This window comes from Sinorhizobium sp. NFACC03 (genome assembly GCF_900103435.1).
In the GTDB taxonomy this organism is placed as follows: Bacteria; Pseudomonadota; Alphaproteobacteria; order Rhizobiales; family Rhizobiaceae; genus Ensifer.
This window is the reverse complement of sequence record NZ_FMXF01000001.1, coordinates 780,994-794,023: the sequence shown is the minus strand read 5'-3', so window position 1 is coordinate 794,023 and position 13,030 is coordinate 780,994. Positions and strand designations below refer to the sequence as shown.

The following is a 13,030-nucleotide window of genomic DNA, read 5'->3' as shown; positions in this document are numbered from 1 at the left end:
TCAGTCTTTCGTCAGCGGCCAGTGCACGGTGTCGTAGTCCGGGTGCTGGCGGTTCGTTTCGAGTATGATCAGATGGCGGGTGGCGGACACCTCGCTGCCGTCATCCGTCTCTTTTTCGGGCAGTCTGGCGAGCCGCGAAAACCACAGCACACGAGACTCGACGCCGGCCTGATAGACGGGCAACACGTCATCCGGATCGTCGAGCGAACCGAGCGTGATATTGATGAAATCCGCATCCGGCATGTCATAGAACAGCGGCGTGCCGCAGTCGCTGCAGAAGCCGCGTCGAACCAGATGCGACGAGCGGAACCAGGACGGCTGGCCGCGGGTAATATCGAAACTGTCGCGCGCGACATTCGCCAGCGGCATGAAATAGTTGCCGGCCGCCTTCTGGCACATGCGGCAATGACAGATATGCGGATCCGCGAGCGTGCCTTCGGCCCGGTAGCGGACGGCGCCACACTGGCATCCACCGGTATAGATGCGGGCGATGGTCACCGGAATGCCCCCGAAGGGTGCCATTGCTCGGTCTCGTGATCCGGGTGCTGGAAGGAGATGATGCTCTCCTGCCGCGCATAGAAGTCCTGATCCTCCAGCACCGGCTGTTCGAAGATGGTATCGACCCAGGGCAGCCGCGACGCGTGATTGACCTGGATTTTCGGCGCGAGATCGGTGCGATCGTCAAACGTGCCGATCGCGATCTCGAGGCCGCCGGGGTGCCGGTAGGTCATCGGCGTGCCGCATTTCGGGCAGAAGCCGCGATCGATGTTGACCGAGGACTGAAAGTAGCTCGGCTCGTCCCGTACCCATTCGACGCCATCCTTCGGCGCCGTCACCAGCGCCGAGAAGAACGAGCCGAACTGCTTCTGGCACATGCGGCAATGGCAGATCGACGGACGGCCAAGCTGCCCCCGGATACGGAAACGGACTGCGCCGCATTGGCATCCGCCTGTTCGAACGTTTTCGCTCATCGACTTTCCTCCGGGGGCCAGGTTTCGGTGTCGTGGTCGGGATGCTGGTAGGAAACGAGATTGGTCAGAAATTCGATCGCGTCCGGATCTTCCATCGTATGAACGCCCGGCAGATCGGCCACGTGATCGACATAGGGCAGCTTGCCCTCGATGCCCCACTGGATGGTGGGCACGATGCCCTGCGGCTCGTCGAAGGTGGCGATGGCGAGCGCCATGCCATCCGGTGCCTCGTAGGTCAGCGGCGTGCCGCAATCGGCGCAGAAGCCGCGTCGCGCGGCGTTTGACGACTGAAAGCGCTTCGGCTCGCCGCGCGTCCAGGTCACATGGGCGCCGCGAACGGAAACCAAGGGCATATAGAAGTTGCCGCTCGCCTTCTGGCACATGCGGCAATGACAGACGGATGCGTCACCAAGTTTGCCCTCGACGCGGAAGCGGACCGCGCCGCACTGACAGCCTCCGGTATAATAGGGCCTGTTGTCGAGACTCATCGCAACCCCTCCTCAAGCCGGCGCGTGGCAGACGGCTTCGATGTTGTTGCCGTCGGGATCGAGTACGAAGGCGCCGTAGTAATCGGGGTGATAGTGCGGCCGAAGCCCGGGCTTGCCGTTGTCGCGCCCGCCGGCCGCCATCGCCGCCTCGTAGAAGGCATCGACTTCGGCGCGGCTTCTTGCCGAAAACGCATAGTGCCGTCCCGGACCGGTCGTCGCCTCGTGCAACCAGAAGACCGGCCGTTCGCGGCCATAGCCGCCAACCTTGACGCCGCCGGTATGTTCCACCGGCACCATCATCAGCAGCGAGGCGCCGAGCGGAGCGAAGGCCTTGTCGTAGAACGACCGCGCCCGGTCGAAATCCGAGACGGGAATGCCCGTGTGGTCGATCATCGCACGAACTCCTCTTTCATGCATGCTCTCCGCGTTTCCGCCGTTCCTGGAGGCATTGTCCGATCCCGCTCAAAGGGATCGGACAAAATTCGCCGCCGGGCTCGCGATCACCGTTTGATGTCCCAGGTCGTCACACGCTCGCCGGTTGCCGCATCCTTGCCATCCTTGAGCTGGATGCCCTGGGCGAGAAGATCGTCGCGGATCTTGTCGGCCTCGGCGAAGTTCTTCGCCTTCAGCAGTTCCAGGCGGGCGCGGACGCGGCCGTCGATGTCGCGTACCACGCCCTCGTCGAGTTCGACCGCCTCAGGCACAACGCCGATCAGCGCAGCACTGGCAGCGAAGGTGCCGAGCAGCTTCGGATCGGCCGCCGCCTTCTGGGCGAGCGCATGGAGCGCCTGAACCGCAGCGACGGTGTTGAGGTCGTCGGCGAGCGCCGCCACGACGGCCGGATCGGCCTCACCCTTCGCCTCGCCCGGCACCGGCCATTTCGAAAGCAGGTGTTCGGCTTCCTCCAGCCGCTTCACCGAAAAATCGATCGGTTCGCGGTAATGCGTCATCAGCATGGCAAGCCTCAGCACGTCGCCCGGCCACTGGCGGCCGGCAAACTTCTCCGTGTGCAGCAATTCGTAGATCGTGACGAAGTTGCCCTCGGACTTCGACATCTTGCGGCCTTCGACCTGCAGGAAGCCGTTGTGCATCCAGACATTCGCCATCACTTGCGTGCCGTGGGCGCAACGGGACTGGGCGATCTCGTTTTCATGATGCGGGAAGATGAGGTCGAGCCCGCCGCCATGAATGTCGAAGACCTCGCCGAGATAACGTTTGCTCATCGCCGAGCACTCAATATGCCAGCCCGGACGGCCCCTGCCCCACGGACTGTCCCAGCCCGGCTCGTTGTCGGCCGAAAGCTTCCACAGCACGAAGTCGCCGGGATTTTTCTTGTGCACTTCCACGGCAATGCGGGCGCCGGCCTGCTGTTCGTCGAGGTTGCGCTTTGAAAGCTGACCGTAGTCGGCCATCGACTTGGTATCGAACAGCACCTCGCCGCCCGCCTGATAGGCATGCGCCTTGGCAAGCAGCTTTTCGATGATTTCGATCATCTGCGCGATGTTGTCGGTCGCCCGCGGCTGCACGTCGGGATCGAGGCAGCCGAGCGATTTGGCGTCCGCCAGAAACTGCGTTTCGGTCTTCTCTGTCACCCGCCGGATCGCTTCATTGAGCGGCAGGGTCGGATAGTCGCGCAGCGCCCGCGCGTTGATCTTGTCGTCGACGTCGGTGATGTTGCGCGCATAGGTCACGTGCTCCGCGCCATAGACGTGGCGCAGCAGCCGGAAAAGCACATCGAAGACGATCACCGGCCGAGCATTGCCGATATGGGCATAATCATAGACCGTCGGGCCGCAGACATACATACGGACGTTGTCGGGATCGATCGGCCGGAACTCGACCTTCTCCCGCGTCAGCGTGTTGTACAGCTTTAGTGTCGGCGCTCTGCCCATTCCCAATCTCCATACGCATACGACCGTCGAAACACGGCGCCCGGGCGGCCCGCGCGTTTGTCATCTTGGATTTTAGGAGACGAAAACGGCCAGGCCAGCGGGACGCTAGCGAATAATCTTCCGGCAGATAATGCAGATAACCGTTTTCATAGGCTCACTTATCGCGCGTCGCCTGTGCTCGGTCAAGAGGTCAGCCGCATGCAAGCACAGTAAGCAATCGAAACAGAATCGGCGGCCATGGATTTGTCATGATTAAGCTTATCTGAGAGCGCCACGCGGAAAACAGATTCGCGGTGTAGTTGGTTCTGCACCACGGTTCCTGTCTCCGGAGAACAGGGAGGAGCGTCGTTTTCGCGCTGAATGACGAGAACGGCATGTATCCGGTTCAGGTAAGCATCAAGGAGTGAGTGCAAGTGAAAGCCGCAAAGACCAAAGACGTCGCCAAATCCGCAAATCTCATCGAACAGTACCGCCCGCTCGGCCTGAAGGCCGTACTCGCCGCTGCGCTGCAGGCAAAGGTGAAGCCTGCGACCAAGCTGACCAAGCGGCCCGCCTGACCCTCAGAAGAGAGACATCTGTGCGTTAGCGGGTTCGGCCGGTTTGCTCTCGGGTCGAGCGTCCGACACGACATTGGGCGTCACCGCCTCCTGAATGTCAGGGCCGGCATTGGCAACCTTGTTGACTTTGTCGGAAACGGGGATCGCCTCGAAGTAATCCTCCGCCACCGGGCCGAAGAGATCGACAACCTCGCGCGGCTCCTGCGTCTTGCAGTCCAGCCAGCGGGTGAAATCCTCGGGCTTAATGACGACGGGCATACGGTCGTGGATCTGCCGGATCGAGGCATTGGCCGCCGTCGTCAGGATGGCGGCGGTGTCGACTTCCGAGCCATCGGCCGACGACCAGGTCTCCATCAGGCCGGCGAAGGCAACGATCCCGCCCTTGCGCGGGCGCACCCAATAGGCTTGCGACGGCTCGCGGCTGCCTTTCGGTGGCCGTCGCCATTCATAAAAGCCGGAGGCCGGCACAAGCACGCGCCGGTGTCGCATGGCCGCCCGGAACGAGGCCTTTTCGATAGCCGATTCGGCGCGGGCATTGATCAGCAGCGGAAAGTCACGCGGGTCCTTGACCCACCCGGGCATGAACCCCCAGCGCACGAGGACCGCCTTGCGCTCTGGAAGATTGCTGCCGGGCTGAGCCCGTTCGCCGGCAACCACAACCATGATCGGCTGGGTGGGCGCTATGTTGAAGCGCGCCGGAAAGTCTTCGCTTTCCAGCAGCGCAAATAATTCCATCAATTCTTCTGGCGTCGCCGTCAACGCAAAACGTCCGCACATGACACGGATGTGGCACTTCACGTAGGATGGGTCAACGTTACTGAGGCAATTTGATTCCCGATGTCGACCAAGCCTGAACTCGCCTCCTCCGTCATTCTCGAACGCGACGGCCGCTACCTGCTCGTGAGGCGGGCCAACCCGCCGTCGGCCGACATGTACGCCTTTCCCGGTGGACGGGCGGAGCCCGGAGAGACGCCGGCTGAAACTGCGCTTCGCGAATTGTTGGAAGAGACCGGCATAGAGGCCCGCAATCCTGTGCTGTTCGAAACCTACGACCTGCCCGGCAAGGAATCGGAAGGACGGCATTTCCTGCTTTCTGTCTTCCGAGCCGACGCGGGTGGCGACGCGGTAGCCGTTGCCAGCGACGACGCCGCCGGTCTTGGCTGGTTCACGCCGGCCGAAATCTTTGCCTTGCCGATCCCGGACAGCGTGCGCGAATGCGTGGAAAGGCTCGCGGAGATCGACACGGAATCCGGCCGCGGCCTTGAAACCGCCGTCAATTCCGGCTTGGTGGAGCCATGATCACTGCCCCGATGCTTGCGCGGCTTGCCCTGGCCGGCCTCGCGCTGACAGCCGCCACCGGTGCGGCGGCGCAAAAAACGCCGACGAAAGAGACGGCAACCACCGAGGCTGCAGCCCCTGCCGTCGTGGAGGAGAAACCCACACCCTACGACCAGAGGTTGATCCGGCTTTCCGAAATCATCGGCTCCGTTCACTATCTCAGGAACCTTTGCGTCAAGGAGCCGGAGGATGTCTGGCGTCGTTCGATGCAGGAATTGATCGACAAGGAAACGGCCGACGAGATCAAACGACGCGAAAGGATGACCGCCGCCTTCAACCGTGGGTATCGCACCTTTGCCTCTGTTTATACGACCTGCACGGGACCGGCGATCGTCGCCGAGCAGCGATACCGTGCCGAAGGCGCAACACTTGCGTCAGAAATCGTCGCCCGCTTTGGAAATTAGCAATAAATTAACCTCTTTTCTCACGACCCCGTGTCGTTTCGGGAAAAGGCTGCTAAGTTCGTTAAGAGAGTGGTAAGAAGTGGCGAGTCCGTCACAGCCGTTCAGTTGGAGTTCAGCCGGACGGCCAAAGAATGAACCGCTTGCACAATGGAAGTCGCATGGAACGAATGATGGAACCAAGCCTGACCGACATCGATGACATGATCGTCCACGAGAAAATGCAGGCTGCGCTGGAACACCAGAGCGAGGCCTGGGCGGACGGCATGGCTGATGGTATCGAGCCGGAAATCATCGCCGATGCGGCCATCGCGCTCGCCATGCGGGAAACCGTTCGGCTTCATGGCGAAGACGGTGCGGAAGCGATGCTCAATTCGCTTCGCGAACGCGTCCTCGCCGGCGAGTTCTCGCCCCAGCGCACGCTTCAGTAATATCAGGACTGCCCGATGATTCGGAATCTTGCAAACCGGACCCTTCCGGTTCGCCTCGCCACGCTGCTTTTGGCCGGTGTCGCCGTGAGCACCCCGGCAGCGTTTTCCCCCGCCTTTGCTCTCAGCGAATTGCAGGGCGCGCCGCAACCCGTTCCCACCGAACAGCCCGCTACCGGCGACCAGAAGGCGGCGCCGCCTGTGGCCGAACCTGTCGCGGAGGAGCCGGACGAAGAAGAGAAGCTTCCGCTCGAAATCCCGATGCCCGATCCGCTGATCAACAAGTCAGCGACGGCCACCAAGGACGAGGCCCCCGCGGCCGAAGAGCCTGAGACGGCCGGGCCTGTCGAGGTTCTGACAGACGTTTCCAAGATTCCGGCGCCGGTTGCCCGGATGCGTGAACTGATCGTCGAAGCGGCTGCTTCCGGCGATATCGAGCGCCTGCGCCCGTTGCTCGGCAAGGGCCCGACCCAAACCCAGGTCACCGGCGTCACCGGCGACGAGGACCCGGTCGCGATTCTGAAGGGACTTTCGGGCGATCAAGAGGGTGTCGAAATCCTGGCAATCCTGCTCGACGTTCTATCGACCGGTTTCGTGCTGGTGGACAAGGGCACGCCGCAGGAGGCCTATGTCTGGCCCTATTTCGCCGAGAAGAAGCTCTCGACGCTCACGGCACCGGAAAAGGTCGATCTGTTCCGCCTGGTCACCGCAGGGGACTTTGCAGACATGGAAGAGTTCGGCAGCTACAACTTCTACCGCGTCGGCATCATGCCGGACGGAAAGTGGAAATTCTTCATCGCCGGCGACTGACCGCGGGCGACCGAGCTTGCCGATCCTCTCCGAACATCCTACCTCTTCGCCAAGAGATCACGATGGTACCAGGTCGAGTCGACCCGGATCGCGACGTGATCGGTGTTTGTTGTACGCATTTCTGGGCACAAAACCGTTACATACTTTTGCTGGAAATGCTCTAGGTTGAGCGGGTTCCCACCCGCCGAGCAGGATTCGAACGATGCCCAGAGTTCGCCTCGACGACCGCGCGATTGTCGCCGTCTCCGGCAAGGACGCCGAAGATCTCCTCCAGGGATTGATCACCACCGACCTCGATGCGCTGGCGCCCGATGAATCGCGTCCCGGCGCCTTGCTGACGCCGCAGGGCAAGATCCTGTTCGACTTCATGATCTCCCGTGACGGCGACGGCCTTAGGCTGGAGACCGCGCGCGACCAGGCGGAAGCACTGCTGAAGCGCCTGACGATGTACAAGCTTCGCTCGGCGGTCGACCTTTCGATCGATGCGTCCGCGGTCGTCACCGTGATATTTGACGAGGCCCCGCCTGAGGGGGCTTATCGGGATCACCGCTTCGAGAAAGCCGGCGTCGCACTCTTCCGCGCCTATGGCGAAGCAGCCGGCGACACGGCCGGCGTCGAAGAACTCGAGCGGATTCGCATCGCAGCGGGCGTCGCGCGTGCCGGCACTGATTATGTGGCGCAGGATGCTTTTCCGCATGATGTTCTCCTCGACAAGAACGGCGGCCTTTCCTTCAAGAAGGGATGCTACGTCGGCCAGGAAGTGGTGTCGCGGATGCAGCACCGCGGCATGCCGCGCCGCCGGGTCGTGATCGTCTCTGCGCAGACCGCGCTTCCCCCGACGGGAACGACGATTACTGCGAACGATAAGTCCATCGGCACGCTGGGTACGGTTCAAGGCAAGTCGGCACTCGCGATCGTGCGCATCGACAAGGCGGGAGAAGCCATGGCGAACGATGTTCAGTTGCTTGCCGGTGACGTACCGGTGACCATGGTCCTGCCCGAATGGACCGGGCTCACCTTCCCGACGAGCGCCGACGGGGCAAGCGCGTGACGTCGACTCGCGCCTGGCAACGCATGCTCTCCGGCCGCCGGCTGGACCTGCTCGATCCGTCGCCGCTCGACGTCGAAATCGGCGACATCGCCCATGGGCTCGCGCGCGTTGCCCGCTGGAACGGCCAGACGGCCGGCGACCACGCCTTCTCGGTGGCGCAGCACAGCCTGATGGTCGAGGACATCTTTCGCCGCAGCAACAAATGCAGCACCGACGACTGCCTGCTGGCCCTGCTGCATGACGCGCCGGAATATGTGATCGGTGACATGATCTCGCCGTTCAAGGCCGTGGTCGGCGGCGGCTACAAGTCGGTGGAAAAGCGGCTGGAAAGCGCCATTCACCTGCGCTTCGGCCTGCCAGCGCAATGCTCCAAGGAATTGAAGGATCGCATCAAGAAGGCCGACCACGTCGCCGCCTATTTCGAAGCGACCGTGCTTGCGGGCTTCTCGGTCGAAGAGGCGCGCAAGTTCTTCGGCCAGCCACGCGGCATTACCCGCGAAACGCTGCTGATCGATCCCTTGCCGGCCGTCGAAGCGCAGCGGCTGTTCACGGAACGGTTCCAGGTTCTGGAAGCAGAGCGCCTGCCGGCGCGCGCGGAAATCTGACATGCCGGAGATCGTCGTTTCGCCACTCGCCCGCATCGCCGAAATGGCCGTTCGCCATGGCTGCACCGAGATGATCAGCCTTGTCGCCAAGGGCCAGGACTTTCATCGCCCCGGGGTCATCGCCAAGGCGCGGCACCTGACGCTCGGCATGAACGACATCACCTTTGCCGGCACCGGCGACCTCATCGCGCCGCAGGAAGAGCATGTCCGGCAGATCGTCGCCTTTGCGCGCGAATGGGATCGCGCGCGGCCGTTGCTCGTCCATTGCTGGATGGGCGTTTCGCGTTCGCCGGCAGCGGCGCTTATCGCGGCCCTTGCCGCCGAGCCGGACCAGGATGACGCAGAATTGGTTCAGCGCCTGCGGCGCGCCTCGCCCTTCGCAACGCCAAACAGCCGGCTTATCGAGATCGGTGATACGGTGCTCCAGCGTAACGGGCGGCTCATGGCCGCCGTGCGCGGGATCGGCCGAGGTGCGGACACCGATGGTAACGCACCCTTTGTCCTGCCGCTCCTTGCCGAGGGGGCAGCCGTTGCCGACTGAAACGCAGCCGACGACGGTCGAAATCGGCCTGAATGCGGCGATCGTCGCCGTCGTCCAGCGCAGTCCTCGGATCCTTGCCGTCAGCGAAACCGACGGCGACGCGCGAGACAGCCTGCCCTTCGGCCCCTTTGATCCGGCGCTGCATCGGACCTTTGAGACGAGCCTGCGCGATCGCGTCGAAAAGCGCACGGCGCTGAAACTCGGCTATATCGAACAGCTCTACACCTTCGGTGATCGCGGCCGGCAGCGGCTTCCGGGCGAAGAAGGCAAACACATGGTCTCGGTCGGCTATCTGGCGCTAACCAGGACCGACGCCGAAAACACCGAGCGGCTCGCCGAAGCCGGCGCGCACTGGCGCGACTGGTACGGCTACCTGCCTTGGGAAGACTGGCGGCAGGGCCGCCCACCGGTCCTCGATCAGGCGATCCTGCCGGGGCTTGCCCGCTGGGAGACTGGCGCCACCGGCGAAGAACAGGCCGCCCGGATCGCCCGCCGCCGGGCACGCATTCGCCTGGCATTTGGTCTCGACGATTTTCCCTGGGACGAGGAGCGGGTGCTGGAGCGCTACGAGCTGCTCTACGAGGCCGGGCTCGTGCCCGAAGCTGTGCTCGACGGCCACGGCAACGGCCACGACGTTCTGACCGTCGGACAGGCCATGCGCCATGACCATCGCCGCATCGTCGCGACAGCGATCGCGAGGTTGCGCGGCAAGCTCAAATATCGCCCTGTCGTCTTCGAACTGATGCCGCCGGAGTTCACGCTGACCGACCTGCAGGCGACCGTCGAAGCGATCTCCGGCCGTCACCTGCACAAGCAGAATTTCCGCCGCCTCGTCGAAGGTGCGGAGCTGGTGGAACCGACAGGCATGACACTGTCTTCGACCGGTGGGCGCCCGGCCGCCCTCTTCCGCTTCCGCCGCCAGATCCTCGACGAGCGCCCTGCCCCCGGCCTCAAGGTTGGCGGGCGATGATCGCAGTCAATAATCCCTGAAAAGCGGACCTGCGTCTAAAAACATCCCGAGACGCCACCTACATTGCTGGATCATGATATGATTGGTGCAGCGGGTGGAGACGAAACTCACGTATGCCGCCATCTGACGTTTGAGACCGAGGTAAGCCCATGCTGCTCGCACTGACCCTGCTGACGTCGCTGCTCGGAACCTCGCCCCAGTCGGGTATCGACGAGAAACCAAAGATGCCCGACTACTTCAAGAACCAGCAGGGCGGCGGCATGCAGCCGCAGACCACAATTTGCAATCTCAACAGCCAGGATTCGAACGGGCAGTTCAAGACCTGCCGCTACGATTGCGGCACGCAGATCACCGTCGGCGAGCGCTTCGCCTGCCCGTTCATCATGCAGCGATAACGCTGGTTGAACTGCTCGTTACCGGTTGATCACCACATCGAGGCCAATGTCGAGCGTTGGAGCGGCCATGGTGATCTTTGAAGTCGAGATGTAGTCGATGCCGCTTTCGGCAATCGCGCGCACAGTATCGATCTTGACGTTGCCGGAGGCCTCGAGCCGGGTGCGGCGGGCGTCGAGCGCGTAGGCGTCGGTGGAGAGCTGCCAGAATGCCTGGTTGACGGCGACGGCTTCGCGCAGCAGCTCCGGGCCCATATTGTCGAGCAGGATGACGTCGGGCTGGGCGGTCAGCGCCTCGCGCATCTGGTCGAGACCATCGACCTCGACCTCGATCTTGACGAGATGGCCGCAATAGGCCCGCGCCGCGTGGATGGCGCTGGCGACACCGCCGGAAACGGCGATGTGGTTATCCTTGATCAACACCGCGTCGTCGAGCCCGTAGCGGTGGTTGGAGCCACCGCCGAGACGCACGGCATATTTCTCGAGTGCGCGCAGCCCCGGGATGGTCTTGCGGGTACAGCAAACCTTCGCACGCGTATGGGCGATCTCGTCGGCGAATTTCGCCGTATAGGTCGCAATACCCGAGAGATGCATAAGGAAATTCAGGCCCACCCGCTCGGCCGATAGCAGGCCGCGGGCACGGCCGGAGATGCGGGCGATTGCCGTGCCCGGCGCCACCCGGTCCCCATCCGCCGCCAACGCCTCGAAACCGATCGACGGGTCGACCAGACGGAAGGCGGCGCGCGCGAGATCGAGCCCGGCGACGACGCCGGGGTCGCGGGCATTCATGCCGGCCGTTGCCGTCAGCTCCGGTCCGATCGTCGACAGCGTGGTAATGTCGCCGGCGCGGCCGAGGTCCTCAAGCAGTGCGGCGCGCACCTGGTCCTCGATCATCAGTGCGGGCAGTTCGGGGCGGAAGGCTGCGGTCATCTGCTGGCGGTCCTTGAGCTTCAGTCACATGCGAGTGGCGGAGTGCCGGATCACGCCGGTTCCGTTTCAGCCAATTCCTTTGAAAGGCGATTGGCTTCGGCGAGCGTCAGGTAGGTGCGTCGGCGCCATTCCGGCCGCTCCGCCGGGCAATCGGCGCGGAAGTGGCCGCCGCGGCTTTCCGTGCGGCGTAGCGCACCGACGGTGATCAGCTTGGCTGTGGTGATGATGTTGGTAAAGCGCATGCGCGAATTTTCGCGCTCGAGCCGCTCGATCTCTCGGATTGCCTTCAGCAGGCTCTCGCGGGTGCGGATCACACCGACGCAATCGCTCATCACCTGGCGCAGAACCTTGAGCTGCGGGCTGTCCTCGACGGTCACCGGATCGTCATTCTCGCCGGCATTGTCGCCCCACTCGGTGAGCTGCGGCGTCGGCAGCGTGCCCTTGATGTTTTCGGCAATGCGGGCCGCAAAGACGACCGCTTCGAGCAGCGAATTGGAGGCAAGGCGGTTGGCGCCATGCACGCCGGTCGATGTGACTTCGCCGGCGGCCCAGAGGCCATCGATCGACGTGCGGCCTTCCGCGTCCGTCAGCACGCCGCCCATATGGTAGTGGACTGCGGGCACGACAGGGATCGGCTGGGTCACCGGATCGATGCCGGCCGCGGTGCACGAGGCATAGACCGTCGGGAACATGTCGGGGAAGTGCTTGCCCACCGCCTTGGTGCAATCGAGGAAGGCACCGCGCCCCGCCTGGACTTCGGCAAAGACCCCGCGCGAAACGATGTCGCGCGGCGCAAGCTCGCCGTCCGGATGAATGTCGAGCATGAAGCGATGGCCGGCCGCATTCAGGAGATGGGCACCGTCGCCGCGCAGCGCCTCGGTCGCCAGCGGCGCCGGATCCTTGCCGATATTGATCGCGGTCGGATGGAACTGCACGAACTCCGGATCGGCGATGATCGCGCCGGCGCGCGCTGCCATGCCGACTCCCTGCCCGCAGGCTTCCCAAGGGTTGGTGGTGACCGCATAGAGATGACCGACGCCGCCGGAGCAGAGTACGACGGCACGCGCCGGAAACGAGACGCGCTTCTTCGATTGGCCGGCATCCGGCCGCGCGATGACGCCGGAGATGAACCGGCCCTCGCGAACCAGTTCCTCCACGACGTAACCCTCGATCACGCGGATCGACGGCGTCTTGCGCACCGCGGCAATCAACGCTTCCATGATCGCCTTGCCGGCCATGTCACCCTTGACCCGGACAATGCGCCGCTCGGAATGCGCCGCCTCGCGCGACAACAGCAGCTTGCCTTCGAGGTCGCGATCGAAGGGCACGCCATATTCCAGAAGATCGTGAATGCGCGCCGGGCCTTCGGCGACCATCATGCGCGTCATCTTCTCGTCGACGATGCCGGCGCCGGCGGCGAGCGTGTCGGCAACGTGTTTCTCGAAGGTATCGCCCGGGCTCATGGCCGCGGCGATGCCCCCTTGAGCCCAGGCCGACGAGGCGCCGTGGCCGATGGGCGCGGCAGCCAGGATCGTCACCGGCCTCGGGCTCAGCTTCAGCGCGCAGAAAAGGCCGGCCAGGCCGCCGCCGACGATGACGATGTCGTCAATCCCGTTGAAGGATTGCGGGCGGAAGTGGTCGGTCAGCATGTTTCAT

At 63.5% G+C, this 13,030-nt stretch carries 18 protein-coding genes; 10 read left to right on the top strand and 8 right to left on the bottom strand.

The window, feature by feature from the left end; genetic code table 11:
• The 5 genes from BLU35_RS03870 to cysS all read right to left on the bottom strand — a co-directional run bounded on the left by BLU35_RS03870 (nucleotide 1) and on the right by cysS (nucleotide 3,351).
• Nucleotides 1-522, bottom strand: coding sequence for a GFA family protein (locus BLU35_RS03870; protein WP_057252746.1), 522 nt, complete (start codon nucleotides 520-522; stop codon nucleotides 1-3).
• Nucleotides 495-971: a GFA family protein gene (locus BLU35_RS03865; protein ID WP_058320245.1), complete on the bottom strand. Its 477-nt coding sequence runs from the start codon at nucleotides 969-971 to the stop codon at nucleotides 495-497. The genes BLU35_RS03870 and BLU35_RS03865 overlap by 28 nt, the downstream gene beginning before the upstream one ends.
• On the bottom strand, nucleotides 968-1,459 hold the full coding sequence (locus BLU35_RS03860) for a GFA family protein (RefSeq protein ID WP_058320246.1): 492 nt from the start codon (nucleotides 1,457-1,459) through the stop codon (nucleotides 968-970). Before BLU35_RS03860 ends, BLU35_RS03865 begins: the two co-directional genes overlap by 4 nt.
• 12 nt (nucleotides 1,460-1,471) lie before the next feature.
• Nucleotides 1,472-1,852, bottom strand: a complete 381-nt coding sequence (locus tag BLU35_RS03855) for a VOC family protein (protein ID WP_058320247.1) — start codon at nucleotides 1,850-1,852, stop codon at nucleotides 1,472-1,474.
• Nucleotides 1,853-1,959: 107 nt separating this feature from the next.
• Nucleotides 1,960-3,351, bottom strand: a complete 1,392-nt coding sequence (cysS, locus tag BLU35_RS03850; RefSeq protein ID WP_093232158.1) for a cysteine--tRNA ligase — start codon at nucleotides 3,349-3,351, stop codon at nucleotides 1,960-1,962.
• 413 nt (nucleotides 3,352-3,764) lie between these two features.
• Between cysS and BLU35_RS35535 the strand changes: the two genes are divergently transcribed.
• Entirely contained in the window at nucleotides 3,765-3,908 is a 144-nt protein-coding gene (locus BLU35_RS35535; protein WP_176907119.1) for a hypothetical protein, read from the top strand.
• A 3-nt stretch (nucleotides 3,909-3,911) separates the two neighbouring features.
• On the opposite strand, the gene BLU35_RS03845 is transcribed toward BLU35_RS35535, so the two are convergent.
• The gene (locus BLU35_RS03845) at nucleotides 3,912-4,685 is read right to left on the bottom strand and encodes an SOS response-associated peptidase (protein ID WP_093232157.1); all 774 of its coding nucleotides are present in this window, start codon (nucleotides 4,683-4,685) and stop codon (nucleotides 3,912-3,914) included.
• A 60-nt stretch (nucleotides 4,686-4,745) separates the two neighbouring features.
• Between BLU35_RS03845 and BLU35_RS03840 the strand changes: the two genes are divergently transcribed.
• The 9 genes from BLU35_RS03840 (at nucleotide 4,746) to BLU35_RS03800 (ending at nucleotide 10,447) form a co-directional block, all read left to right on the top strand.
• Nucleotides 4,746-5,207 (top strand): NUDIX hydrolase, encoded by a 462-nt coding sequence (locus BLU35_RS03840; RefSeq protein WP_057252757.1) that lies wholly within the window; start codon nucleotides 4,746-4,748, stop codon nucleotides 5,205-5,207.
• Nucleotides 5,204-5,650 carry a TIGR02301 family protein gene (locus BLU35_RS03835; protein WP_093232156.1) on the top strand — a complete coding sequence of 149 codons (447 nt, stop codon included), beginning with the start codon at nucleotides 5,204-5,206 and terminating at the stop codon, nucleotides 5,648-5,650. Before BLU35_RS03840 ends, BLU35_RS03835 begins: the two co-directional genes overlap by 4 nt.
• Nucleotides 5,651-5,808: 158 nt before the next feature.
• On the top strand, nucleotides 5,809-6,078 hold the full coding sequence (locus tag BLU35_RS03830) for a hypothetical protein (protein ID WP_093232155.1): 270 nt from the start codon (nucleotides 5,809-5,811) through the stop codon (nucleotides 6,076-6,078).
• A 15-nt stretch (nucleotides 6,079-6,093) separates the two neighbouring features.
• The gene (locus tag BLU35_RS03825; protein WP_058329437.1) at nucleotides 6,094-6,885 is read left to right on the top strand and encodes a hypothetical protein; all 792 of its coding nucleotides are present in this window, start codon (nucleotides 6,094-6,096) and stop codon (nucleotides 6,883-6,885) included.
• 202 nt (nucleotides 6,886-7,087) lie between these two features.
• Nucleotides 7,088-7,936 (top strand): CAF17-like 4Fe-4S cluster assembly/insertion protein YgfZ, encoded by an 849-nt coding sequence (ygfZ, locus tag BLU35_RS03820; protein WP_093232154.1) that lies wholly within the window; start codon nucleotides 7,088-7,090, stop codon nucleotides 7,934-7,936.
• Nucleotides 7,933-8,541 (top strand): YfbR-like 5'-deoxynucleotidase, encoded by a 609-nt coding sequence (locus BLU35_RS03815; protein ID WP_057252762.1) that lies wholly within the window; start codon nucleotides 7,933-7,935, stop codon nucleotides 8,539-8,541. The genes ygfZ and BLU35_RS03815 overlap by 4 nt, the downstream gene beginning before the upstream one ends.
• Before the next feature lies 1 nt (nucleotide 8,542).
• On the top strand, nucleotides 8,543-9,082 hold the full coding sequence (locus tag BLU35_RS03810; protein ID WP_057252763.1) for a tyrosine phosphatase family protein: 540 nt from the start codon (nucleotides 8,543-8,545) through the stop codon (nucleotides 9,080-9,082).
• Nucleotides 9,024-10,052, top strand: a complete 1,029-nt coding sequence (locus tag BLU35_RS03805; protein WP_057252765.1) for an NUDIX hydrolase — start codon at nucleotides 9,024-9,026, stop codon at nucleotides 10,050-10,052. The genes BLU35_RS03810 and BLU35_RS03805 overlap by 59 nt, the downstream gene beginning before the upstream one ends.
• Nucleotides 10,053-10,201: 149 nt before the next feature.
• Nucleotides 10,202-10,447 (top strand): hypothetical protein, encoded by a 246-nt coding sequence (locus tag BLU35_RS03800; protein WP_058320251.1) that lies wholly within the window; start codon nucleotides 10,202-10,204, stop codon nucleotides 10,445-10,447.
• Between the two features lie 18 nt (nucleotides 10,448-10,465).
• On the opposite strand, the gene nadC is transcribed toward BLU35_RS03800, so the two are convergent.
• Both nadC and BLU35_RS03790 read right to left on the bottom strand, forming a co-directional pair.
• Nucleotides 10,466-11,374 (bottom strand): carboxylating nicotinate-nucleotide diphosphorylase, encoded by a 909-nt coding sequence (gene nadC / locus BLU35_RS03795; protein ID WP_093232153.1) that lies wholly within the window; start codon nucleotides 11,372-11,374, stop codon nucleotides 10,466-10,468.
• A gap of 50 nt (nucleotides 11,375-11,424) precedes the next feature.
• Entirely contained in the window at nucleotides 11,425-13,023 is a 1,599-nt protein-coding gene (locus BLU35_RS03790; protein ID WP_058329440.1) for an L-aspartate oxidase, read from the bottom strand.
• Between the last annotated feature and the right edge of the window lie 7 nt (nucleotides 13,024-13,030).

Bases quoted from the DNA above. Each gene is read 5' to 3' on its own strand.
- BLU35_RS03855 (WP_058320247.1), bottom strand. From the start codon at position 1,852: ATGATCGACCACACGGGCATTCCCGTCTCGGATTTCGACCGGGCGCGG.
- BLU35_RS03860 (WP_058320246.1), bottom strand. From the start codon at position 1,459: ATGAGTCTCGACAACAGGCCCTATTATACCGGAGGCTGTCAGTGCGGC.
- BLU35_RS03845 (WP_093232157.1), bottom strand. From the start codon at position 4,685: ATGTGCGGACGTTTTGCGTTGACGGCGACGCCAGAAGAATTGATGGAA.
- BLU35_RS03865 (WP_058320245.1), bottom strand. From the start codon at position 971: ATGAGCGAAAACGTTCGAACAGGCGGATGCCAATGCGGCGCAGTCCGT.
- BLU35_RS03830 (WP_093232155.1), top strand. From the start codon at position 5,809: ATGGAACGAATGATGGAACCAAGCCTGACCGACATCGATGACATGATC.
- BLU35_RS03800 (WP_058320251.1), top strand. From the start codon at position 10,202: ATGCTGCTCGCACTGACCCTGCTGACGTCGCTGCTCGGAACCTCGCCC.
- ygfZ (WP_093232154.1), top strand. From the start codon at position 7,088: ATGCCCAGAGTTCGCCTCGACGACCGCGCGATTGTCGCCGTCTCCGGC.
- cysS (WP_093232158.1), bottom strand. From the start codon at position 3,351: ATGGGCAGAGCGCCGACACTAAAGCTGTACAACACGCTGACGCGGGAG.
- BLU35_RS03840 (WP_057252757.1), top strand. From the start codon at position 4,746: ATGTCGACCAAGCCTGAACTCGCCTCCTCCGTCATTCTCGAACGCGAC.
- nadC (WP_093232153.1), bottom strand. From the start codon at position 11,374: ATGACCGCAGCCTTCCGCCCCGAACTGCCCGCACTGATGATCGAGGAC.
- BLU35_RS03790 (WP_058329440.1), bottom strand. From the start codon at position 13,023: ATGCTGACCGACCACTTCCGCCCGCAATCCTTCAACGGGATTGACGAC.
- BLU35_RS03810 (WP_057252763.1), top strand. From the start codon at position 8,543: ATGCCGGAGATCGTCGTTTCGCCACTCGCCCGCATCGCCGAAATGGCC.
- BLU35_RS03825 (WP_058329437.1), top strand. From the start codon at position 6,094: ATGATTCGGAATCTTGCAAACCGGACCCTTCCGGTTCGCCTCGCCACG.
- BLU35_RS03805 (WP_057252765.1), top strand. From the start codon at position 9,024: ATGGTAACGCACCCTTTGTCCTGCCGCTCCTTGCCGAGGGGGCAGCCG.
- BLU35_RS03835 (WP_093232156.1), top strand. From the start codon at position 5,204: ATGATCACTGCCCCGATGCTTGCGCGGCTTGCCCTGGCCGGCCTCGCG.
- BLU35_RS03870 (WP_057252746.1), bottom strand. From the start codon at position 522: ATGGCACCCTTCGGGGGCATTCCGGTGACCATCGCCCGCATCTATACC.